Genomic DNA, 23743 nt, shown 5'->3' with positions numbered 1-23743 from the left:
AAAAGAGGCTTAGGAGTAAGCCTCATCTAAAACTTTCGTCCGCCTCCTTTTCCTCGGAAGCTGGATCCACCTCCGCGGCCGCCCATACTTCGACCGCCTCCTCGCGAACCGCCTGAGCCACCGGAACCTCCAAAGCCGCCTCCTCGCGAGCCTCCGGAACCTCCAAAACCACCCCCGCGTGAACCGCCTGAACCTCCTCCTCGTGAGCCACGGTTATTGTTTCGGTTTACTGTATGAAGTACTGCTGCTGTTTGAGCAGCTTTCCTTGCCATTCTTCGTTCTTCATCACGCATTTCATCTACTAATCTCCGTGTTAAATCAATCTCTCGTTTAGCACTTGCAAATTGTCCCTCCGTAATCAAATAGTCCACTTGTCGAGCAGATTCATCATAGCGCCTTTTGAACGTCGACTGGCTAAAATTCAAACCTAGCTTTCGGGACATATGCTGATAGGAAGAAGAGACATCTCGCCACTCTCGCTCCAATCGCTCTTTATCTTGAATAAACGATTGCACTTCTTTTTGGACATAAGGAAACTCTTGCTTTACGTGCTCTAATTCATCTTCTACGGAAAATAACTGGATTGGCGTAACGTCTAATAAGCGAATAGCATTCGTCACAGAACGATACAATTCTTCTATGCGATGACTGTTAAACCGAAGTCGATGGTGGTGAAGCTGATGCTCCAATGATTGAATATCATCATTCATCGCTCTCGCTTCTCTATATAGAGATTGTTTCTGCTGTTCTAACCGGTCAAATAGATAGAAGCTTTGCCCATGTAATTCGGTTAATGTTTTATATTGTGCCAATAAGTCCTGCATGGTTTGATTGGCCTTTTTATATTCTTGGCTGTCGAGCTGAAGCATCTTGTCAACGTCATTCATCGTATGGAGCATACGATCATACAAATTGGTTGCCTCATGATAATCGGATTCTATCGAATGCCAATGGGAGGAGTGATACGTATGACGCACTTTATCCATTTGAATGCGAAACGATTCTGGATCAAGTCGAATGGCCCGCATACTCTCCTGTAATTCGCTTAGTTCTCTTTTTGTTTCATCTCGGTACACAAGTAACTGCTTTACTCGCTGAAGCGCATCGTTAATTGCTGCATCCATTGAATCGTAGATGTGGATCGCTTCTTTCGCGTTTCCGACCTCTATTGCATGGTGTAGCTGAGAATGGGATTGTCGAGCAGCTTCTAATAATGCGTGAGGGTCTTCCTCTTTTAAGCGTAATTGCTCTCGCTCTACAATTTGATCAATCTCTCTACCTTGCTTGTCAATTCGTTCGATCAATTCAGCTTCTTTCGCTAAAAGCGTCTTAATTTGGTCAACATGTGTTTCTGCTGTCGCACATGCCTCCTCGGCTGCCTCTGCTAATTGCGCAGCATACAGATAGTCAAGTGAATCATCAGCTGCCGACATTTCCGCCATTTTTTCTTCTGCCGCTTGGATATCACTTTCCAAGTACGTATACGGAAGATTTGTTTTGCGCTTCATCTCTTCAAGCGTGTCTCTTATACCTGTTACTTTCTCTTCAATCGCTTTGATTAACCCTGAAATTTTCAGCTCCTGATCGAACATCTCTTTTAATTGTTCTTTTTTCGTTTCAAGTTGTTCTTCTTGAGCAGTAATGCTGTTCGTGAAATCAACTGTTGCTTGTAAAACGTCATTTTTCTTTTTCTTACCAGCTCCGTCAAGCCATGTTTTTAGTTCCTGTTCTTGTTCTTGAGCGTTTGTTAAAATCGCAAAAAGCTCTTCTTGTTTGTCAATAAACAATTGCTGCGTATTACCACGAGAAAGCTCCACACGCTCTTTTGCTTCGTGATAAGGCTTTAAAACATCTGCTAAAATTCGCTTTTGTCGGTCAAGAAGAGAGTGAACATGCGCTAGACGCTTTTTCTTCTGTGCTCGTAGGTAAAACAACGAAACGATAAGGGCAATCCCTAAGGCTCCAACAAATAAAAACGCAGCAACTGTCCCACTCGTTCGCTCTCTTTCAAGATGATCCATTATATTTATAACACCCTGACCGTATTCTCCTGTAGAAGCCGCTGGCAAGAACTCATTATCAATAATTTGCACGGCATTTCGCTCATTGCCAATAACAGACTCCGCTTCTCCATTAGGTATGTAGTTTAAATACACTTCACTTGCCTCTGCGTCAATAAAAATGGAATAGTGATAGCCTTCACTACCGACACGTTCAATGACCTCTAGTGCCGCGTTTGAAGGAGATTGCCCATTCGTACCTTCTAATGTAGTGACATAATAATTAAAGTATGTATCGTTTGCGGCTGCTTCAATAGCAGCAATCTCCTCAGCAGAAAAGAAATTTGCTTCATCGTCAACGGTAACACTCGCAAACACCTGCATCGGAAACATGAATACGAGACAGAGTACAACAAAGATTAACATGATACGTTGTTTCCTTCTATTCATTACTCGCTCCCCCTTTTCTTCTATTCTATTATACGGTGCAATGGATTGAAAAGTTGCAATTGGTCATAAAAAATAAACCGGGCATACTTCTTTCTATGCCCGGCTTTCATCACATGCTAGATCCATTTAATACAAAACGGTTGATTGGCCTTTAGGTAGTTCAGTAAAGGACGATCTTCTTCAATCACTCTACCAATAACATTCACTTTCGCATCGGCTTGTAAATCCCGCTTTGTTAGTTGAATTTCTCCTTGATAGCGTCCGTACCGTTCATTATCCATGGTTATTGAACCAACCAAACGCTCAATGGTTTGGTTTGGTTTAACCTTTTGTTTCGTTTGTTGAGCCATTCCTCGTGATTGGACTGAACGAATAACATCTCTTGCTTCGTCGGGTCGATTACAATGTTTATCAATGATAGGAGGAACGTCCACATACGCTTTTGCTCGCAATAAAATAACGCCTTGCTGTTGAAAAACCGCTAACTGTTGTAAACTACTCTCATTTAATTGAGGGTCACCGACGATTACCGTATCTACGGCGTTATGGCTATATAAATCAAGCCAAGCGGCAAATGGACTCCAACGGCGATGCGCTTCTAACGTTGGCAGCCCCTCATAGAGTGGTCCTCGCTTTCCATCGCCAGGAATAAACGCCATTCGCTTAAAGCCCGCCTGTTGTAAGCGCTCATTCATGTTGTTGAAATTCTCTCGACCTAACCCAGTTTCTGGACGAGGATAAAAATTATGCCATCCCTCAATGTGGTCAAACGACACCCCTGCTTGCTTTAATGCTGCAATGTCTTCCGCCTTTACGGTGCTTGCGTTGACAATAATCGCTAAGGATCTGGAGATATCAGCAACAATTTCTGCCTCCATTCCATAATCGATTCGCAATCCGGTTACACCCCAATCTCGTAAAAGACTAGCATTTTCCCAAGTTAGTTGCAGATGAGCCATTGACTGAGGGGATACATCGCAAACAAGTGCCATCCCCTTCTCTTCTGCAAAACGACCTAGCCGTTTCAAGCGCTCGGCATATAGACTGACATCGTCTTCTGGAATATGAAGGGATGTAAAGAGTGTTTGAAAACCATATTCATTGATTTTTTCTAAATAGGGTAGCTGTTCTTCAATTGGTACATGAAGATAAACCGATGCACCGAGTTTCATGATTGCTCACACTCCTAGATTCCTTTAGCCATTTCTTCTTTGAAGCCGAACAAGTACGTAAATAGAAAGCCTAATGAATACGCTACAGCAATTCCAATTAAATATTGCACGTAATTCCCTTCCGCAATGAGTGGCGTCAGCGATAGGCCTGAAACACCAATCCCTAGCGCCCCTGTTCCAAACGATGCTTGTATGGCTCCACCGACAGCAGCTCCCATACTCGCTGTTATAAACGGTCGTCCTAAAGGAAGGGTTACGCCATATAATAACGGTTCACCTATTCCTAAAAACCCTACAGGCAAACCACCTTTAATAATAGTGCGTAAACGTTGGTTTTTCGTTTTAATAAAGATCGCAATAGCAGCACCAACTTGACCTGCTCCTGCCATCGCTAGAATAGGTAATAATGTTGTAAAATTAAACGTGTTAATGAGCTCTAAATGAATAGGCGTTAAGCCGTGATGAAGCCCAACCATTACAAGCGGTAAGAAGAAACCTGCCATCACTGCTCCTGCAAGTGGGCCTCCAATTGATAAGACCGAATTGATACCTGATGTAATGCCTTCTGCTAACACACCTGCTACAGGCATGACAGCGTAAATAGAAAGCGCTCCTACGATTAATACTGTAAATAGAGATGTAAATATGATATCGATTGATCTTGGCATAACCTTCCGAATGGTTCGTTCAAAGAAGACCATTAGCCATGCAGCGAAAATAACGCCAAACAGTCCACCACGTCCAGGCTGAAGCTGCTCACCAAAAATCGTTACCTGCTCAAGAGCCGGATTAAAAATAAACATACCTGCGATGGCCCCTAAAACCGGTGTTCCACCAAATTCTTTTGCTGTATTCCAACCTACTAAAATCGCTAGATACATGAACAAGCCGCCGCCAAGAATCGTCATTAACAGGAGCCACGTGTGATCTTCCGTTCTCAACCCATAGTTAATTAAGAATTGTGCGACGCCATTTATAATACCTGACGCAACTAAACCAGGAATAAGCGGAATAAAGATATTTCCGAGTCGTCTTAAAAACTGCTTAAACGGTGTTTTATTTCGTTCTTTTCGAGCTGCAGCATCCCTGGCATTTTTTTCTTCAAATGATAACTCGTTATCTTCACCTATAAGCTTTTGAATTTCTGCTGTGACGACATTCACCGTTCCTGGGCCGACGACAATTTGCCATGTATCGTCTTCTACTACACCCATAACCCCATCAATTTTTTTTAAGGCTTCCTTATCCACCGCCGTGTCGTCTTTTGCCCTAATACGTACTCTTGTCATGCAGTTCGTGAGGTTGTCAACATTCTCTTTTCCACCAACATGCTTTAAAATAGCTGAGGCCATTTGTTGGTCTTTGTTCATGCACTTCACCTTCCTCTTATGAATTCACTGCTTTTCGAATAAACCCATTCGCCTTTTCTAATTTCGCTTTTGCCTCGTGTCCAGTGCAGTCTAACAGTAGCATGACGATCGCCGTTTTCACATGACCATCCGCTTCTTGTAAAGCACGTTCGGCATCTCCTGCATTCGCATCGGTTGCTTCCATGACAATTCGTTTTGAGCGTTCAACAAGCTTTGCATTCGTCGGCTGAACATCTACCATTAAATTTTGATACACTTTGCCAATACCAATCATGGAAACCGTCGAAATCATGTTTAATACAAGCTTTTGCGCCGTTCCTGCTTTTAACCGGGTTGAGCCAGTCAGTACTTCTGGACCCGTTTCCAGTTCTATCGCAACATCTGCATAGGGACTCATTTCTGCATGACGATTACAACTAATCGCTACCGTATGAGCGCCCCTTTTGTTTGCTTCCTCTAATACACCAATTGCATAAGGGGTGCGCCCACTTGCTGCTAACGCAATAATAGTATCTTTCTCGGATACATTAATGCGCTTACATTCATTCGCACCAAGAATACGCTCGTCTTCAGCTCCTTCAACTGCTTTTAAAAAAGCACCCTCTCCTCCTGCTATAAGACCTAACACCCGCTCTGCCGGCATATCAAATGTTGGTGTGCACTCAACTGCATCTAGCACGCCTAAACGTCCAGATGTTCCGGCACCAGCATAAATAAGCCTGCCACCAGAAGAAAGGGAATCAATGACAAGGGTTGTCGCTGCTTCAATTTCTACAAGTGCGCGTTCAATTGCTGTTGGCACTGTCGCATCTTCTTCATTCATTAACTTGAGAATATCGTAGCGATTCATTTCGTCGAGATCCATGGAACGAATGTTTCGTAGTTCCGTCTGTAATTTGTCTAACAACACTGCTCACATCCTTCACTCTAGTTCCTAATAAGCCAAAACACTTTTAACGAACGTTATTCACATGAAAAGTTGAAAGGAGTCCATTAAAAGCTTGTTACCTACTCTTATTATCATTCTACTGAAATTATATGTCAATTATTAAATCATTATAAATAAAATTTTATTTCAGTTAGAAAAAATAAAAAAAAGTCCTTCTTTGCGAGAAAGAAGAACTCCACTTTCATTAAAACGTAATGACGATTTTTCCTGATACATGGCCCGTTTCACTAAGAGAGTGGGCGTCTTTTATTCCTTTTTCCCCAAAAGGATAAGACGCATGAATGACCACTTTTAGCTGGCTTTCTTCCATAAGGCCTGCTAGCCGTTTTAATTGTTCACCGTCAGGTTTTAGCCATACACCATGGGCTTTAACATCGTACCTAGCGGCTTCCTTTTCGTCTGGTACGCCCACAATTGTAACAAGTCGACCGGTTTTCTTTTTTAGCACCTTGTAGCTATTGGACTGGACATCTCCTCCAACTGTATCAAAAACAAGATCTAGCTCGGATAAGCGCTCTTCAAACGATTCCGTTTTATAATCAATCACTTCATCAGCCCCTAATTTTTTAACGAGCTCATGGTTTTTTTTACTAGCGGTCGTATAAACGTATGCTCCTGCATGTTTTGCTAGTTGAATTGCCAGGTGACCGACACCACCTGCGCCAGCGTGAATTAACACTCGATCTCCTTTTGTTAAATGGCCATAGGTAAAGAGTGACTGCCATGCCGTTAGTCCTGCAAGAGGAACAGCTGCCGCCTCTACAGAAGTCATATTATCAGGTATAAAAGACAATAAATAGGCGTCCACGGCTACAAATTCGGCATACGTGCCATGTGGCGTCGTTTCTGGACGAGCAAAAACCCGATCTCCTACTTTCCACTCTGTTACTTCTTCTCCTACCTCTTCAATAACACCAGCCGCATCCCAACCTAACACAATGGGAAAGGACCAATCTAGCATCTGCTGTAAGTATCCTTCACGGAGCTTCCAATCAATTGGGTTAATCGATGTCGCTTCTAAACGAACGAGTACCTGTCCCGATTCTACCGTTGGTCTCTCCATTTCTATTTCTTTCAGCTGTTCAATCCCACCATACTGATCAATTGCTACTGCACGCATTCTAACACTCCTTTCCTACATTATTCATTCCCTGAAAATGAAATTTCAATCGAATGAAAAACACCAATTCTTTTTAGAATTGGTGTTTACGCTTTATTTCAACCATTCATGTGCTTGATTAGCCATTCGTTGACAATCGTTCATAAAGACACTTGCATGGTATCCATCGCAAACAGCATGGTGGACTTGTAATGATACAGGCAAGTAGAGCGATTGATTTTTTTCAATTAGCTTCCCAGCAGTAACGATAGGGAGAAGATGATTGATGTCTTGATGAATCATTAAGTTAAACCCTGTAAAAGATGTCCACGGTATCATTGAAATGGAAACCGCATTTTCAGGCACTTGCTTTTTTGGAAAAAGCGCTTGGCTACCTTGATACGTCATAGCATCCTGTAAGTAAGATGTATGAAAGTGACCAAAGTGTTTATTCATTGACGTCCAAATACCTGAGATAAGCTTTGTCTTCTCATGAAAAATCGTATAGACCGGTTCAAGGTGAGACCAATAGCCAAGCTCTCCTTCTTGGTTAAAACTCATTCGAAAGGCTACATGATTGTTAACAACAGATGTCACCATATAGAGAAAGGCCGGATAAAATTTATATCCTTTTTGCTTCACCCTTTTGTACAGCACATCTACTTGGAGCTCCGTTGTTATGCTAAATGTGGTCTTTTGCTTTATATAATGCGCAAACATTTCTTCGCGCTTCCATCTTCTTCGATTTATCACTGTAAATGTCATATTTCCGCCTCCTAAATGAAATCGTTTCTAGTTTAGGAGGCTAGCTTATCTGTTTTAACCATCTACTCACTCCTTTATGACAGTGACTTTTACGATTAACTGAACGACTGTACCATCGCGTGATGATAGGTTATCTTTTATCGTATTTTACACTAAAATCACTTTGATTCAACAAAAAGGGACAAGGACTTTCACGGTTAATAGCGAAAACAAGCTACATCGATTGAAAAAGGAGACATGCGATATGCCTAACGTAAGTAGAATGGATGTTCGAAATCAATTAGTACAAGAACTAGATGCTTTGACAGACGAACAGCTTAACTTTCGTATTAAATCGAATTGGACCATTGGAGAAGTATGTGATCACTTAATTAAAATGGATCATCAAGTCTTATTAACGTTGCAATACACGCTAACCAAAAATAAAGAAGACGAAGCACCGATTAAACCAATTGAACGAGCATTAGACCGTTCAATTAAAATTGAAGCTCCAGATATCGTCGCCCCTAACCCTGGCCCGTTTTTTAAAACTACCTTGCTTGAGCGGTTACAGCAAGAAAAGCAGCTACTTGACGAAGAAGTGGCGTCTACTGAACAGGATCGACTTGATAAACAATCAGCAAAGCATCCTGTCTTTGGTCGTTTATCTCTACAACAATGGGTTGACTTACGGACATATCACGAGCAACGCCATATTAATCAAATCCGGGAATTAAAATCAGATCCGTCTTTTCCAAATGCCTAAAAAAAGCGATCGCGCCTCTTTAACGGTAGGTCGCGATCGCTTTCTTTAATCTACATGAAGCTGCTGCTTAACAAGCTCTTGATACAAGCTGTGTTTCTCTAACAATTCTTGATGAGTTCCTGAACCTGTTACTTTGCCACCTTCTAGTACAATTAATTGATCAGCGTTGCGGACAGTCGCAAGTCGGTGTGCAATGACTAACGTTGTACGTCCAGTCATTAATCGTTCAAGTGCTTCTTGAACGAGCTTTTCTGACGCGCTATCCAAGTGTGCGGTTGCTTCATCAAGAAGCAAAATTTTAGGATTTCGTATCATTGCCCTTGCAATAGCGAGTCGCTGTTTTTGGCCACCTGATAAACGAATGCCTCTCTCTCCAACCTCTGTTTCTAATCCATCAGGCAATCCTTCTAAAAACTGTTTTAAATTGGCAGCATGCACGGCCTCCTCGACAAAGTCGTTGGGAACATGCTCCAACCCATACGTTAAATTGCTTCGTATCGTCCCTGACATAATAGGAGAGTCTTGTGAAACATATGCAATCTTCTCTCTCCATTCATTAAGAGGTATAGATGCTGTTGACACACCACGGTACTGAATGGTTCCATCTGTTGGCAAATAGAATCGTTCAATGAGTGAGAACAACGTCGTTTTCCCAGCCCCACTCGGGCCTACAAAAGCTGTCATTTCACCAACCCGAGCTGTAAAGGTAACATGCTGAAGAATTTTTTTGTCATCAGCATACTGGAACGACACATCTTGAAAGGCTAACGCATCAAGTTGTTCAACCGTATTCGTTGTCTCTAACGAATCTTGTTCTACTTCTGCACTCAATATGGTTTCCATCCGTTCGCTTGCACCCAGTGCTTTCTGTAATTGCGTAAAGAAGTTGGCCATCTGCGTAAATGGAACAGATATTTGAAATAAATAAAAGATAATGGCAACAAGAGCCCCTGCTGTTAATGTGTCAGCCGCAACACGCATTCCACCATAACCAAAAATCACAACGAGCATAATAAGCATTAAACTCATCATAATTGGCTGGATGACAGCCATGATCTTTCCTTCACGTAAACCGAAACCAAATAGATTTGCCATTCGATTAATGCCTACTTGTTTCTCTTGATCTTCAGCTAAAGACGCCTTTACAAGACGAATATCAGCGAGCACACGTCCTAAATCACCTTGGAATGAAGCTGTTTCATCCTGTAAGGAGCGGGAGACACGATACATTTTTCTACCTAGTGGCATCATGACAAGTAAGGATGCTGGTACTACCGCTAGCATCATAAGGGTAATTTTCCAGTCTAAAACAAACAGAATAATAATTGAACCGATAATAGAGATTAATCCCGAAATAAAAGGAATTAATTGCATCGTCATAAAGTCTTTAATGACAAGGGTATCATTCGTCATGCGACTCATCATTTCTCCTGATGAATGACGATCAAAAAATGAAACAGGTAAGTGCAAGATCCGCTTCCAAGCCGTTTCTCTTAAAGAATAAACGACCTTTTGACCGATATAGACCATTGTATAGATGGCGATTCCTGACATAACTAACTGCGCTAAAAATACAGCTCCTAATAAGGCTATGGTTGACCACTCAAACCCGATCACCGTCATCTCATCAATAAAGTTCATGGTTAACAGCGGTACAATGAGAGCAAGCGCCGTCTCAAAAACAACAAGGACGACTGCAAGCACAAGCAATAGCTTTCGTGGTAAGAATGGCCGAATCATGGCAATAAACGCTTTGATATTAATGGATTGATGCTGTTTCTCTTCCATTTCATTACTCCTCTTCCACATGCATATAATTCGTAAGCGCGGTATAAATAAAGTCGCCTAACTCCTCTGGAAAATACAGATTAAACAAATCACTATGTTTTTGAATAAATGCATCATCTTTTACAATTGCGATCATTTTTCTCAACTCTGGGTTACGTTCTACTAAACGTTGAATCAATTCTCTTATATAAGGACTGTCCGGTGTTTCTCCTTTTTGCATGGCCCAATGGACATTCAAACAGAACTGCAATCCTTCTTTATCCATTGTTTGCTGTAACGATGGTTCGTTATATTTATCTAGTTGTGAAACAATCGCTTTGTCACCAGAGAAATACTGTTTAAATGCTTGAATTTGATCTTTTTCACGCCTAAATGCATCTAATAAACTAAATGTTAATTCATCGGTCACTCCGCTAATCGGGTTCTCTACTTCATATAAACGTTGCGCCCTTGTGATAAGTTTCATTGTTTCATTTAATTCAGTCTGTTTTTTCTCAATCACTTGTTTTTGAAAGGCTAGCAACTCTTCACCACTCATGATACGATCTTCAAGCTGTGCTTTAATTTCATCAAGTGTCATCCCTAAATATTTACATACAGCAATTTGCTGATACGTTTTCCATTCTAAGCTTGTATAAAGCTTCTGACTTTTATCGTTCAAACGAAGTGGCACAAGTAAGCCAATTTGATCATAATACCGTAATGTTCGAACCGTTGTGCCTACTTGTTTTGCAAATGGACCAATTGTGAGTTCCATCTAATTCCCCCTTCTTCTACTTAGCCTAACTTATAACGTAACGTAACAGTCAATCTGAATCTTTCTATACACTGTAACAATCTCTAAAAAGGAACCTGAGCGGATTTCGGCCTTCTATGGCTTCCGGAAATCCGAAACACACGAATGTATGTAACTCAAACAAACTGCGCCATGCGAATATCATCTACATATGTACCATCATCAAGACGCGCATTTCTTTTTAATCGGCCTTCCTCTTGAAAGCCTAACTTCTTATATAAAGAAAGACCGCGTTCATTATTGGAGAAAACTTCCAATGAGACCTTTTCAATATTCGCTTGAGCTTTTGCCCAGCGTAAAAGGCGAGTCATTAATTCAGTACCAATTCCTTGCCCTGCATAAAACTCCTTTATACTAATGCCTACCATACCTTGATGGGAAAGACGTTTGCTTTTTGAAGGGAGGAAATGAATCATTCCCGCTATTACGTCATCTATTTCTGCCAAATAAAGAAAGCCATGTTTCTGATGTTTTTCTATCCATTGTTCTTCTTGTTCAATAGTCATTTGAAATTCATCTGCCCGCGTTCCATAAAAAGTAGGGTTCTCCGTGAAAACAAACTTCACATGGTCGATCATGCTTTTTGCGTCTTTTTTTCTAGCTTCCCGATAAACGATGTTCATCTGTTTTCTACCTCCAGCTTGTGTAAAACACCTGCATGAATCTTGTAAACACCTGATCCTTCAATCATTTCTTTTGTTCCGTTTTTAAAATAAATACCAGATTTTTCATTAATACCAAACCCTTCAATCCCATAGTCTTTCGTTATCATACGTAAATGTTCTTCTTCCTTCCATTCACTAAAATGAACGGCCACTTGTGTTTGCTGTTGCAAACCTAATCCCTTCCGCACGTTTAAACGTTTACTTGGATGGTCTTTAGCCGATATCATGCTTTTCTCCATGCTCATAATGGCGCCTGCCGAAAACCCAGCAACAGGAATACCTGTATGAAATTGATCTCTAATCGTTGGACCAATCGTTGTTTCCACCAATTCATCTATGTATTTCTCTGTATTTCCACCGCCGATTATAATCCCTCCGCAAGCCTTCAATTCATCGCAAATTCCCTGCTCTGACACTGCTGGCAGCGGGCGAAATAAACAATGCACCCCTAACGACTTCAACATTCCCTCGTACATTTTACGATAATCATTAATCCCAGGTCGATCGATAACAAAAATGATGCATGTTTTCTCACTCATGACCTCGACGAAACGCTTACCTAATTTTTCTGTAAACGGAGGCCCGCTTCCAAATAAAAAAAGATGGGTACTCATTCGTTCCCCCCCTATTGTCTTTATCCAATCATAGCATTTATCGTAAGAAGCATAAAAAATAAGGTGCCTATTTGTTACATAAGCACCTTACACTCTTTTAATCTCGATCAATTTCAATAATCTCTCCGGATTCGGCATCAATGGTTACTTCGTGTTCTTCCTGGTCTACTTCAATTTTCACTTCATAGTAAATTCGGTTTCCGTCTCGTTCGAGCTCCCAACTTCTCATCGCACCAGAAATTTCATTTTGAGCAGTCCCTACAGCATCAGTTGGTTCAATTAAACCCTCTAACTCAATGGCTTCTCTTTCACGTTCAACACCTCCAGCATCTTCAGCATCGAGAGGTTCTGTTTGTTGATTGATCTCTTCTTCCGTTTCTGCATGTATAACCAGTTCATATTCGGAATCGTCATCTATACCATCTAATTCATAATGTAGATTTTGAGCATCGTACTTAACAGATGTAAGTGATGCATCTGGAAACGCATTGTTAAAATGTTGTAGCGCATCATCTAAACGAATATACGACATCATCGTTTCATTCTCTTGTGCGCCATTGTCTTCTTCTACAGTTCCAGGCTCTGGGTTAGGGTTCATTTCACCTGGACCCTCATCTTGATTACAAGCAGCGAGCAGTGATAGAGCAGTAAATACCGTCATATACATAAATGGTGTTTTTTTCATTGTGTCTAGACTCCTTTTCCTATGATTGTATCAGTATGCCCAGTTTTACCCACTATCATGACTTTGATGTTACCACTTTAAACGCATCCGGCAGTTTAGCAATTAAATGACTTGGCGTAATGCTATCTGTACTCCATCCTTCTTCTTTATATAAATCAGCTGCATAACCGTGTAAATAAACAGAAGTCGATAAAGCGACTTGCGTTTTTTGCCTCGTAACCAATGCAGTTATCATACCAGTTAATACGTCACCCGATCCCCCTTTAGCTAACCCTTCATTCCCTGACATATTGACAGTCAGGAAGCCATCAGGCATCGCTACAATCGTATGAGGTCCCTTTAAAACGACATAGATCCCATTTGTCCGTGCGAACGCCTCAGCAACTTCAAATCGCCTTTGCTTTATGTGCTCGACTCCATAGCCTGTCAGCATCGACATCTCTCCAGGGTGGGGCGTTATAATTAAAGGTGCTTGACGCTTACGTATGGACTCAAGACAGCTTGGAACGACATGTAAAGCATCTGCATCTAAAATTAATGGTCCTTTAAAATGAGTAATCGCATGTGAGACAACGTCCTTCACATGCCCTCCTCTTCCAATACCTGGTCCAATTGTTAAAACCGTCTTATTCTCATAAAATGCTAACAGTTCGCTTTCTGTAGGAGCCAATATCCCGTCTTTATCCGAGGATAGCGTCGTAAACATTGCCTCTTTCACATGAGTGGCAATGGCTTGGATGACAGGACGGGTTGTTCCAACAGTTGTTAAGCCTGCACCACTTTGGACCGCCGCCGTCGTGACAAGACTTGCTGCACCAGGCATGTTGTCATTTCCGGCGATAATACCAATCCGACCATTCTTCCCTTTATGTGCAAACGAACTAGAGGTAAACCAGCTATGAAAAACTTCTTCCTCTCCCCATACGCAACGTTGCTTTTCAAGGTGCTTGAACGTAGCTGGTGGCACACCAATTGGCAACACTTCCATCTTCCCGTAAAATGGTTTTGTCGCTTCTAAAAAATAGCTTAGCTTCATGAGCTGTAATGAATACGTCTTGCCTGCATACACCGCTTCATGAGCAATCGCTGTTTCATCTGCCGGTACGCCAGTCGGTAAATCAATGGATACAATCTCCTTCTGTGACCGATTTAGTTGTTTTATAATAGCTGGATAAGGATCTTTTAGCGAACCCTTTATCCCAGTTCCGATCATCGCATCAACAATAACATCTATTTCGCAAAGCAGTTCCAACCATTCTGACTCGATATCATGCCAGTACTTCCATCTGTAACCACTCTGCTCATATATTCGCTTGTGTTGCTTTGCATCCCCACCGAAGCGACTTTCATCCGGTATAATACATGTCATGACAGTGATCCCTTGCTCCATTAGCATTCGTGCAACAGCAAAACCGTCTCCGCCATTATTCCCTGCACCTATTAATAGTAAATAGCGTTTATCACCGTACTGCTCGATCAGCTTACGGGCAATCTCTCTGCCTGCATTTTCCATTAACACAACACCAGGTAAACCAATTTTATTCATGGTAATCGCTTCAACGCTTGCCATTTCTTCTCCGGTTACTATTCGCATTGCGCTCACCCTTTTAGTGGATCATAGTATTTGAGATATTCCCTATTCTAGCAACTTCAAACTGTAGAAATGGAAATTTCATTGGATTTCAGGTATTTTGTGATATAGTGTTTTTACAAATCTCTTTTGAATACACATGAGAAGGAAATGGAAGGAGGGCATACATACCTTGATGGAGAGTAAAGCGTTTCGATTCGCTTGTTGGATTATCATTATTTTTCTGATTATCTATTTAGGCTCGCTCGTAGATTTTATTTTCAGGCCAATAGCGGTTTTGTTTCAGACATTGTTTGCTCCAATTGTCATTGCGCTCATTATCTATTACTTACTGAGACCGTTCGTTAATATACTCAGTAAAAAAATACATCGTGGCGTTTCAATCTTAATTGTGTTTCTTGTTTTAATCGGTCTATTAACAAGCGCCGTGCTGTATATAGGACCAATCATTCAGAACCAAATTATGTCGTTTGTTAACAACATTCCAAGGTACGCAAACATGGTACAAGAATTCTTTGAAGGCTTACAAGAACAGCCAGCCTTTCAAAATGTGCTCGACTCCATGGATTTTTCTCTCGAGAATATTTCGAATACCTTATCGGAGAACTTGCAAGGTTATTTAGAATCTGCCGTTGATAGCATCGGATCCTTTATTGGTGCGGTAGCAAACTTTGTTATTGTCGTTGTGATTATCCCTTTTGTTCTGTTCTACATGCTTAAAGAAGGAAACAAAGCACCAATGATGGTCATTAATCAATTTCCAGCAAGAGAACAAGAAGAAGGTAAGCGCGTATTAAGCGATTTAGATAATGCATTAAGTAGTTATATTCAAGGACAGCTCCTTGTGAGTGCATGTGTTGGGGTACTTTGTTTAATTTGGTACTTAATTTTAGGCTTAGATTACGCGTTAATCTTAGCACTTGTTGCCTTATTTACAAACGTTATTCCCTTTATTGGACCTTGGATCGGGACTGCTCCAGCTGTTGTGGTCGCATTATTTGATTCACCTTTTACAGCGCTGCTCGTTATTGGCGGTGTCGTAATTATTCAGCAAATTGAAAGCAATGTGTTCTCTCCACAAATCATGGGACGCCAACTTGCTGTTCACCCACTGACCATTATTTTCGTCTTACTTGTAGCGAGCCAACTCGCAGGCTTTATTGGCATTCTACTTGCTGTACCGACTTATGCGGTTGGTAAGGTCATTGTGCAGCATACGTATCGATTAATACGAATTCGAATGCGATCCACCCCAAAGAGAACTTGATTATAAAGACCGTTTCGCAAAACGCGAAACGGTCTTTATTTCATACCTGTTCTGTATGGGTACGTATACGCCTATACCGCTTTTACCATTTCCACATAGACTACATATAGCAAAGGAGGTATGTGTAGATGTTTCATCGACCTAAGCACCTACAACGACCACATGTAGAAGAATATGTTGTCCGTGAAATTCAACCTGTCGTTACTCACTATGTCACAAATAAAGTCTACCGACACGTTCATCAATACCCTCATACAGAGTCGTTTGTGAACAGAGAATTACCCCCACCACCTATCAACATACAGCAGCCCTGGAGACAACCGCCTCGCTAATCGTGGCGGTTTATTTTGTATACCGATTGGCATAATGACTAGCTACATAAGCATAGGGCTTTAACCTCGCCGAAAAACCTATTCGCAATAAGCGCTCACTTAACTCTTTTGCATAGCGGGCTGAATAAAATTGATTTTCTCCACTAATATCTAAATGCGCTTCGAACGTAACGTTTGGCTTTTTCCCTACATTCACTCGTAATGCGGTTAGCACGTCTTCTGTTAATAGGGTTTCATAAAGCAACCGTTCGTAAATGGAATGTATTTTATAAGGCTTTGTTAATCGATGTGTACCTGTCCACATTTGCTTAGTGCTTGAAAGAATGACAACACCTATAACGAAACGAGTGGTTTGAGCGTGAACTTGGGAATCTGTCCCGACAATAATATGGCAGGGTTCAGAGCCATGAGTGTTTAAATAAGCTGCAATGCGTGTAAAGATATCACGAAGTAAATACTGTCTTTCTAAACGAGTCTCTGTACGATAATCAGGCATGTAAAACCTCACTTACACTATGACCTTGTTCATTGTATGCAAGTGAGTAAGAAAATAAGCCTAGTGCTCACTACGCTTTTCTAAAAAAGCAAATACAGTGGCTTCACCAGGTAATGAACCGTAAGACACAATCGTATACCCTAATTTTTGATAGAGAAATAAGTTTTTTTCACTTTTGGACCCTGTAAATAATGCATATGTTGGAGAAGGAAGCTCTTTTTCTATAGCTTCCATAAGGGCTCTACCTACACCTTGATTTTGTGCTGACGGGTGAACCATAAGCTTCCCAATCTTTGTTACGCCATTTTCTATTTTTCCTCTTACAGACCCAAGAATGCTGCCTTGATCGTCTAATGCTTTTAAAATTAGATGACTTGAGAAAGCTTCCTGTGCATTCTCAATTGTTTCGTGTAAAGGTAAGATCGTATAGTCATTATAAAGAGCTGCCTCACTTTGATAAGCTACTTTTTGTAAGGCTAAAATGGTTTCTGCATCCTCTAAAGTCGCTTTTACAACCTGCATATCGTCTCACACTCCTCAAATAATAAAAAAAAGACAGTCCTAAGACTGTCTTTACTATACTACCCACCAATTAACATTCCCGCAATCGTTGCGTTCATTAAGTTAACAAGTGTCGCAGCAATAAGGGCTTTCACACCATATTTTGCAATAAGCGGACGACGTTCTGGAATCATGCCACCAAGTCCCCCAAGTAAAATCGCAATAGAAGAGATATTCGCAAACCCACAAAGCGCAAACGATGTAATAATGAAGGTACGTTCAGATAAATCACCAGCAGCGCTTGTTAATGCTTCAAAACCGATAAATTCATTTACAATCGTTTTTTGACCGATAAAGGAACCAGCTTGTAGCGCTTCACCCCAAGGAACGCCAATAATCCACGCAACTGGCGCAAAAACAAAGCCAAGGATTTCTTCTAACGTAATAACACCCAGTCCAAGAATACCGTTTCCTACAAATGATAATAAGAGGTTAATTAATGCAATCAATGATACAAAGGCAATTAGCATCGCACCAACATTTAATGCTAATTTCAAGCCGTCAAGCGCACCATTTGATGCTGCATCAATAAAGTTACGAGACTCACTTTTTACTTTTAAATTAATGGTATCTTTTGTTTCACTTACTTCTGTTTCAGGTACAATCATTTTGGCCATTAATAGCCCACCAGGCGCAGCCATAAACGTTGCAGCGATTAAGTATTCTAACGGAATACCCATCAATGAGATACCTGCCATAACAGATCCGGCTACTGTTGCCATACCACCTGTCATAACTGCGAATAGCTCCGAAGCAGTCATTTTATTTAAATAAGGCTTAATCATTAAAGGTGCTTCTGTTTGTCCGACGAAAATATTCCCCGTTGCAGAAACAGATTCAGCGCGGCTCGTTTGTAGTAAACGAGAGATCCCCCCACCAAGATAACGAACAATAAATTGCATGATGCCGTAGTGGTATAATACACTAATAACAGCAGAGAAAAAGATAATAACAGGTAACACTTGGAATGCAAAGATCATTCCGACCCCTTCAACTGCAAAGATCCCCCCAAATAGCATATCAATTCCTGCACCTGAAGTATCAATAGCAGCTTGTACACCTCTTGTTACTTGCTCAAGCACGTAGCTTCCTATATCCGTCCATAATACAATAAATGCAAAAACAATTTGTAAAGCTAGAGCAGTCAAAACCGTTCGCCAGTTAATCGCTTTCTTATTTGTAGAAAGTAAAAAAGCAAAGGCAAGTAAAATGACAATGCCCATAATACCCCATAAAACGTTCATATTAGCCTCCCCGACGCAATTTGTCTTCATTGCGCCTTACTATTCCCTTAAGTATGAAATTCTTGCATTTTTCTTCAAAAAATATTATAACCTGACAAGATTCAGCTTATGAAAAGCGAGTAAGGAAGTCAATGCGTTCATAAAAAGTTACAATACTAAGAATCATTTCTACAATACATAAATATAGGAAAAAATGTATAGATTCAGCCATAACCATCCCTTATAAGCCTTCACAACGGTTGAATTTTTTCAACATAAAAGAAAAAGCACATCGGTTGCTTCCCTAGCTAGAATTCTAAAAGAACTCGCTAAAGCGGTGCAATCGGCGCGCTTTTTTCATGTATATCATCATTAATCGTCTGGTACAGCTTATGCAGAGTGTTGATTTAAAAAGCCAATCACTTCATTATTGTGCTCTTCAGAACCTTTTCCTAACGAGAGTAAGTGCCCCCACGTGTTTAAACAACATAGTTTTGCTGTTTGAATATGCCCTTTTGCATATTCTGCATGCTCTAAAGGAACAATTGCGTCATTAACGCTATGCACAATAAGCGTTGGTGCTTGAATGGAATCAAGTTCTTCTTCTAACGATCTTCTGATTTGGTGCATATCAATTAAGAACCCATGTCTAGAGCGCTGAAATTCCGTCATTCGATCAAACAAATACCAGTCTCTGGATAAGGTTCGCGCCTTAATTTCTTCGTAAGGCAACTTACTATAAATCGGCGCAATCGTTTTGAAGGCGATATCTGGTGAAAATCGCGCTAAACTGGACACACCTTTCCAAACAAATTTTTCCACATAGGGATAGAATAAAAAACGACTAATAAGTGCGTCACGCTTTCTCGATTCTTTCCACGGCTTCGTTACAGCCCCTTGTAGTGTAAACGTTTTGACACGCTCGGGATAATGGCTTGCTAAATAAATACCTGAAGGGCCGCCTGTTGAAGCGGCAATAACGTGCACTTTTTCAATGTGCAACTCATTTAAAAGCTCAATATAAAAACTGCATGCTGTTTCCAATGATTTTCCGATTCTCTTTGATGTATGACCGTAACCTGCTCTAGAAGGAATAATAACCGAATACCCTTGCTCAACAAGCTCTTCTAAACCAAGTTGTTCTAAACAATTGGAATGACCACCATGTAAATATAATATCGGTTCTCCTTCTCCCGTAATCGAATACTCTAAAGTCAAATCCTCATACGTAAAAGAAGCAACGCCTCTCTCCATGATGACTATCTCCTTTTTCTATAGTAGTTTGTAAAAAAAATCTAAGATGAATATTACTCCCCTTCACATGGAAAGTCAACGGGCATTTAACTAATTTTTATCTACAAATTCATACCAATTTCTACATAGACTACGTTGTAAGAGTAAACCTTGTGACAAAACGACAAAGCAACCTAATCCAGACACGTCCTCTTTCTTTATTGTAAAAACAAAACGAAATAGTATGTATTTTTAAAATTGATGTTGTAACTTTCTTCTGTTAGGGTATGGATATCGGAAATACAAATCTTTTTTACATAGTAAATACAGATTAAAGGAGTTGTTGCTTATGGCCAGTACACCTAAAAAGGAAAGCCTGAAAGAACAAGCCTCGCCGTTTGTATTAATTTCCTCGACGATTATTATCGTTCTGTTTGTATTATGGGGAATCATTAGTCCAAGTCACTTAGGGGCAACGGCAGAGTCAGCACTTGATTGGATCATTGAAAACTTCGGTTGGTTCTATATGACCATTGCTAGCTTGTTCATTTTATTCGGACTCGTTGTGGCCTTATCCCCATTCGGAAAACTACGGTTAGGGAAAGACAATGATCGCCCGGAACATTCGTTTATTTCATGGGTCGGAATGTTGTTTGCAGCTGGATTAGGCGTCGGCTTTGTATTCTTTGGAGTAGCTGAACCAATTCTTTATTATGCTGAACAGCCACCAGGTTATTCGTTTAGTTTACCTGAACAAGGTGGAGATGCAGCAGAAGTCGGTCTTCGTTACGGGGTATTTCATTGGGGACTGCACGCTTGGGGAGCGTTCTCAGTAGTTGGTTTAACCCTCGCTTATGTACAGTTTCGAAAAAATCGCCCCGCTCTAATCAGTTCTGCTTTCTACCCATTGCTTGGAAACAAAACAGATGGTTGGATGGGAAAGGGAATTGATTTATTAGCTGTCATTTCAACTTGCGCAGGTGTAGCAACCACATTTGGCATTAGCGCGCTACAAATCTCAGGTGGGATATCCTTTTTATCTCCCCTTGAAAATGGGATTCCATTACAATTAAGTATTATTGCTGTTATTACATTTTTATTTCTATTCTCAGCTGTCCGCGGGATTAATAAAGGCATTAAACGATTAACCAATTTAAATCTTGTTCTAGCAGGAATATTAATGTTTTTTGTTTTATTCGCTGGTCAAACCATTACGCTTTTAGAAAGTATGGTGACGACCCTTGGAAGCTATGCCGCAAACGTTGTTTCCATGTCTTTTTCAATGGATCCTTATAGCGATGACGGTTGGTTAGGGGCAAATACGATTTTTTTCTGGGCTTGGCATATGTCCTGGTCTCCATTTGTTGGCTTATTTATTGCCCGTATTTCAAAAGGCCGTACGATACGAGAGTTTATTGCTGGTGTTCTTCTCGTTCCAACGGTGATGGCCGTTATTTGGTTCTCCGTCTTTGGAGGGACTGCCCTTGATATCCAGCTAAGCGGAGTCTTTGATATGGCGTCTGTAGCAACAAACGAAGTTGAATTAACGTTATTCTATTTGCTTGATCAGCTTCCTTTAACCATGATTTCAAGCATACTAGCTGTAATCGTCGTAGGCATTTTCTTTGTCACATCGGCTGACTCCGCCGCTTTCGTCCTTGGCTCTATGACGTCCAACGGATCGTTAAATCCAAGCTTTAAGTTGAAAATCTTATGGGGGGTTCTCATTGCCGGTACCGCTTCTGTTCTTCTCGTAAGTGGAGATGGTGGACTCGATGCCCTACAAACCGCCGCACTCACAGCTGCGCTTCCATTCGCTTTCATTCTCGTCTTTATGCTTATTGCAATGGGGACAATGCTTACACGGGACTGGAAGACCGATCAACGTCGAAAGCAAAATGCCCATGATGACGAACTGAAGAAAGCAATGAAAGAAGAAGCATACGAAGATTTAAAGAAAGAATTAACGTCTGAGTGGCGTGAGGAATTAAAACGAGAGTTATTAGCAAACGGTCGAGCAACAGCAGAAATGGTTCATTTTCAAACAACTGACGATTCATGGATTGCCGGAAAAACACTTGCAGAGATTAAATTTCCTGCACATGTAAACGTAAGCGCGATTGAACGTGGGGATTCTATGCTCTCCCCAACAGGGAGTACAATGATTCAAGCTGGAGACTATCTATACATTCTCGTGGAGATTGAACAAAAAGAAGCAGTACAAGAAATTTTGCGCAGAACCATCTAATGATAAACAGAAAAACACGTCCTCCTTTGTACATAAAGAAGGACGTGTTTTTTATATACCTTAATAAGTGAAGGATCGTTTAGCCGTTCACAGAATAGATCATGCGAACCATGCTATTGTCTTCCTCACTCTGTTCTTCAAATCCAACTTCTTCAAAGACGTGCTTTGCCTTTGTATTGTCACCACCCATTAACACACATATTGTCTCTGGATTTGTTTCCGTCTTCAAGAAGTCTACACATTTCTGAACAAATGCTCTCCCCTTACCCTTACCAGTCTCCTCAGGGTTTAACCCTGGAGCCATTTCAATCATTCCATTTATTCGCTTCACGCCAATAAACCCGATGATCTCACTTTCACGGTAAACCGCGTATTGCCAAGTGTTTTTCTTTCCAAACTCTAAAAAAGACGTTGTCCGAGAATTCTTTTCATCATGAAAAAAGGAATAAGCTCCCTTGTACTGCCATTGATACGCAATCCACTTTGCCTGATCCTCAGTCATAGCCACAAAGCGCATACGATCTCTCCCCCAATCGAAATTTACATCTTCTCTTTTTTTTATTGTTTAGAATCCTTCTACATACAAAATGACAGGTATATTGCTCACCTAAAACAGAAAAACTGAATAAAAAGGAGGTATTTATTTGAAACACGTTAGTATCATTCTAACCAAATTGCTCATTGCCTTATTTGCTTTTAGTATTGGCTTTCTTTTTTTCACAGAAGCAACCTATGTTGATGTACTAACCTTTGCCTTGCTAACAACCACTTTGTCCTATATTGCTGTTGATTTAATCATTCTACCTCAGTTTGGAAACCGGGTTGCACTAGTGAGTGACTTTATCCTCACTTACTTTATTGTATGGGTATTTGGATCAGTTTTATTTGCAAACTACATGCTTATTGCATGGGGTAGCATTTTAGCAACAGGGATTATGACCTTTTGCGAAGTCTTTGTTCATAGCTACCTGATGAAGCATGTGTATACGAAAGAAAGCCATCGTCAGCACAAAGCGCGCTTTGCTTTTGACACAGAATTCGCAAAAGATGAAGACCCAGCTTCACCCATAAAAAAAGACCGTGACTAAAATCAACTTGTCGAGGCAATCGACAAGTTTCTTCTTTTATTACGAGAGTCGCTCCGATACCCTCTTCCATACTGCCTCTATAGTGTACCACAACCGACAAAAACTGCACGTATCGAGTTTGCTATTTCGTCACAAATTCTTAAAAATTCCCTTCTTTCATATCTATAAAAAAGCCGTTGCACTCAAGCGCAACGGCTAAAACCTATTTTCATTTATCACCTTTTACCCTTACTAGCGTTCTTGCAGTGTTCCTGTTTTCACAGGTGTTTGAGCAAGGCTGTCCTTTGGAAAAATAAAGGTCCAAGGCATACTTGTGTAAGGAGGCACAGTTTGGATGGAAAACGACCGCTCTGCAATCGTTTCACCCTCTTCGACACAGGCAATAAGCTTACTCTCCCAGACATCTTCTTCAGAAGATTGATTTTGAATAATCACTGTAACAAGTAAGTCGCCTCGATAATTAAAAGCTTGACGATAGGGAATAAATCGTTCTGTCTTACCGACAGCTAGCAACGCTTTAAGCTCGTTTAAATCACCCTCAGCAATCGTCTTTCTCCAGGCTGATTGTAATTGAAAGGTTTGCATAATTAAAAACTCCTACTATTT

23 protein-coding genes are annotated in these 23743 nt (G+C 40.8%); 5 read left to right on the top strand and 18 right to left on the bottom strand.

Annotated elements, in window-relative coordinates:
• Positions 1-26 precede the first annotated feature (26 nt).
• From PQ477_RS09435 to catA, 6 genes are all read right to left on the bottom strand, one after another.
• Positions 27-2450 carry a TPM domain-containing protein gene (locus PQ477_RS09435; protein WP_274273449.1) on the bottom strand — a complete coding sequence of 808 codons (2424 nt, stop codon included), beginning with the start codon at positions 2448-2450 and terminating at the stop codon, positions 27-29.
• A 116-nt stretch (positions 2451-2566) separates the two neighbouring features.
• Positions 2567-3622 carry a DUF871 domain-containing protein gene (locus PQ477_RS09430; protein ID WP_274273448.1) on the bottom strand — a complete coding sequence of 352 codons (1056 nt, stop codon included), beginning with the start codon at positions 3620-3622 and terminating at the stop codon, positions 2567-2569.
• A gap of 14 nt (positions 3623-3636) precedes the next feature.
• Positions 3637-4992, bottom strand: coding sequence for a PTS transporter subunit EIIC (locus tag PQ477_RS09425; protein WP_274273447.1), 1356 nt, complete (start codon positions 4990-4992; stop codon positions 3637-3639).
• A 16-nt stretch (positions 4993-5008) separates the two neighbouring features.
• A complete protein-coding gene (gene murQ, locus PQ477_RS09420) occupies positions 5009-5899 on the bottom strand; it encodes an N-acetylmuramic acid 6-phosphate etherase (protein WP_274273564.1) in 891 nt (296 codons plus the stop codon).
• A gap of 226 nt (positions 5900-6125) precedes the next feature.
• A complete protein-coding gene (locus tag PQ477_RS09415) occupies positions 6126-7061 on the bottom strand; it encodes an NADP-dependent oxidoreductase (protein ID WP_274273446.1) in 936 nt (311 codons plus the stop codon).
• Positions 7062-7154: 93 nt separating this feature from the next.
• Positions 7155-7805 carry a type A chloramphenicol O-acetyltransferase gene (gene catA / locus PQ477_RS09410; protein WP_035394373.1) on the bottom strand — a complete coding sequence of 217 codons (651 nt, stop codon included), beginning with the start codon at positions 7803-7805 and terminating at the stop codon, positions 7155-7157.
• Positions 7806-8049: 244 nt separating this feature from the next.
• Here catA and PQ477_RS09405 point away from each other — a divergent pair, with 244 nt between their 5' ends.
• Positions 8050-8550 (top strand): DinB family protein, encoded by a 501-nt coding sequence (locus tag PQ477_RS09405; protein WP_274273445.1) that lies wholly within the window; start codon positions 8050-8052, stop codon positions 8548-8550.
• A gap of 45 nt (positions 8551-8595) precedes the next feature.
• Here PQ477_RS09405 and PQ477_RS09400 read toward each other — a convergent pair whose 3' ends face one another.
• From PQ477_RS09400 to PQ477_RS09375, 6 genes are all read right to left on the bottom strand, one after another.
• A complete protein-coding gene (locus PQ477_RS09400; RefSeq protein WP_274273444.1) occupies positions 8596-10338 on the bottom strand; it encodes an ABC transporter ATP-binding protein in 1743 nt (580 codons plus the stop codon).
• Between the two features lie 4 nt (positions 10339-10342).
• A complete protein-coding gene (locus PQ477_RS09395) occupies positions 10343-11095 on the bottom strand; it encodes a MerR family transcriptional regulator (protein ID WP_144557588.1) in 753 nt (250 codons plus the stop codon).
• Positions 11096-11250: 155 nt separating this feature from the next.
• A complete protein-coding gene (locus PQ477_RS09390; RefSeq protein ID WP_274273443.1) occupies positions 11251-11757 on the bottom strand; it encodes a GNAT family N-acetyltransferase in 507 nt (168 codons plus the stop codon).
• Complete coding sequence (locus PQ477_RS09385; RefSeq protein ID WP_274273442.1) at positions 11754-12413, bottom strand: Type 1 glutamine amidotransferase-like domain-containing protein; 660 nt, start codon at positions 12411-12413, stop codon at positions 11754-11756. The genes PQ477_RS09390 and PQ477_RS09385 overlap by 4 nt, the downstream gene beginning before the upstream one ends.
• A 97-nt stretch (positions 12414-12510) precedes the next feature.
• Positions 12511-13098, bottom strand: coding sequence for a PepSY domain-containing protein (locus tag PQ477_RS09380; protein WP_035394386.1), 588 nt, complete (start codon positions 13096-13098; stop codon positions 12511-12513).
• Positions 13099-13153: 55 nt separating this feature from the next.
• Entirely contained in the window at positions 13154-14692 is a 1539-nt protein-coding gene (locus PQ477_RS09375; RefSeq protein WP_144557582.1) for an NAD(P)H-hydrate dehydratase, read from the bottom strand.
• 172 nt (positions 14693-14864) lie between these two features.
• On the opposite strand from PQ477_RS09375, the gene PQ477_RS09370 reads away from it, so the two are divergent.
• Both PQ477_RS09370 and PQ477_RS09365 read left to right on the top strand, forming a co-directional pair.
• Entirely contained in the window at positions 14865-15956 is a 1092-nt protein-coding gene (locus PQ477_RS09370) for an AI-2E family transporter (protein ID WP_328236896.1), read from the top strand.
• A 128-nt stretch (positions 15957-16084) separates the two neighbouring features.
• Entirely contained in the window at positions 16085-16288 is a 204-nt protein-coding gene (locus tag PQ477_RS09365; protein WP_035394394.1) for a CotD family spore coat protein, read from the top strand.
• 10 nt (positions 16289-16298) lie between these two features.
• On the opposite strand, the gene PQ477_RS09360 is transcribed toward PQ477_RS09365, so the two are convergent.
• The 4 genes from PQ477_RS09360 to PQ477_RS09345 all read right to left on the bottom strand — a co-directional run bounded on the left by PQ477_RS09360 (position 16299) and on the right by PQ477_RS09345 (position 19822).
• The gene (locus PQ477_RS09360; protein ID WP_060704290.1) at positions 16299-16784 is read right to left on the bottom strand and encodes a ribonuclease H-like YkuK family protein; all 486 of its coding nucleotides are present in this window, start codon (positions 16782-16784) and stop codon (positions 16299-16301) included.
• A gap of 60 nt (positions 16785-16844) precedes the next feature.
• Positions 16845-17306 (bottom strand): GNAT family N-acetyltransferase, encoded by a 462-nt coding sequence (locus PQ477_RS09355; RefSeq protein WP_274273441.1) that lies wholly within the window; start codon positions 17304-17306, stop codon positions 16845-16847.
• Positions 17307-17365: 59 nt separating this feature from the next.
• Positions 17366-18589 carry a NupC/NupG family nucleoside CNT transporter gene (locus PQ477_RS09350; protein ID WP_144557572.1) on the bottom strand — a complete coding sequence of 408 codons (1224 nt, stop codon included), beginning with the start codon at positions 18587-18589 and terminating at the stop codon, positions 17366-17368.
• Positions 18590-18958: 369 nt separating this feature from the next.
• Positions 18959-19822 (bottom strand): alpha/beta fold hydrolase, encoded by an 864-nt coding sequence (locus PQ477_RS09345; RefSeq protein ID WP_035394401.1) that lies wholly within the window; start codon positions 19820-19822, stop codon positions 18959-18961.
• Positions 19823-20150: 328 nt separating this feature from the next.
• Between PQ477_RS09345 and PQ477_RS09340 the strand changes: the two genes are divergently transcribed.
• On the top strand, positions 20151-22049 hold the full coding sequence (locus PQ477_RS09340; protein WP_274273440.1) for a BCCT family transporter: 1899 nt from the start codon (positions 20151-20153) through the stop codon (positions 22047-22049).
• A gap of 79 nt (positions 22050-22128) precedes the next feature.
• Here the strand turns inward: PQ477_RS09340 and PQ477_RS09335 are convergent, their stop codons facing one another.
• Complete coding sequence (locus PQ477_RS09335; protein WP_144557568.1) at positions 22129-22566, bottom strand: GNAT family N-acetyltransferase; 438 nt, start codon at positions 22564-22566, stop codon at positions 22129-22131.
• Positions 22567-22693: 127 nt separating this feature from the next.
• Between PQ477_RS09335 and PQ477_RS09330 the strand changes: the two genes are divergently transcribed.
• Positions 22694-23137, top strand: coding sequence for a DUF2512 family protein (locus PQ477_RS09330; RefSeq protein ID WP_274273439.1), 444 nt, complete (start codon positions 22694-22696; stop codon positions 23135-23137).
• A 231-nt stretch (positions 23138-23368) separates the two neighbouring features.
• On the opposite strand, the gene PQ477_RS09325 is transcribed toward PQ477_RS09330, so the two are convergent.
• Positions 23369-23722 (bottom strand): SLAP domain-containing protein, encoded by a 354-nt coding sequence (locus PQ477_RS09325; RefSeq protein WP_274273438.1) that lies wholly within the window; start codon positions 23720-23722, stop codon positions 23369-23371.
• Between the last annotated feature and the right edge of the window lie 21 nt (positions 23723-23743).

Source organism: Shouchella hunanensis, assembly GCF_028735875.1.
GTDB lineage: Bacteria > Bacillota > Bacilli > Bacillales > Bacillaceae_D > Shouchella > Shouchella hunanensis.
The sequence above is the reverse complement of the archived record's forward strand: the minus strand, read 5'-3'. Positions and strand labels throughout refer to the sequence as shown.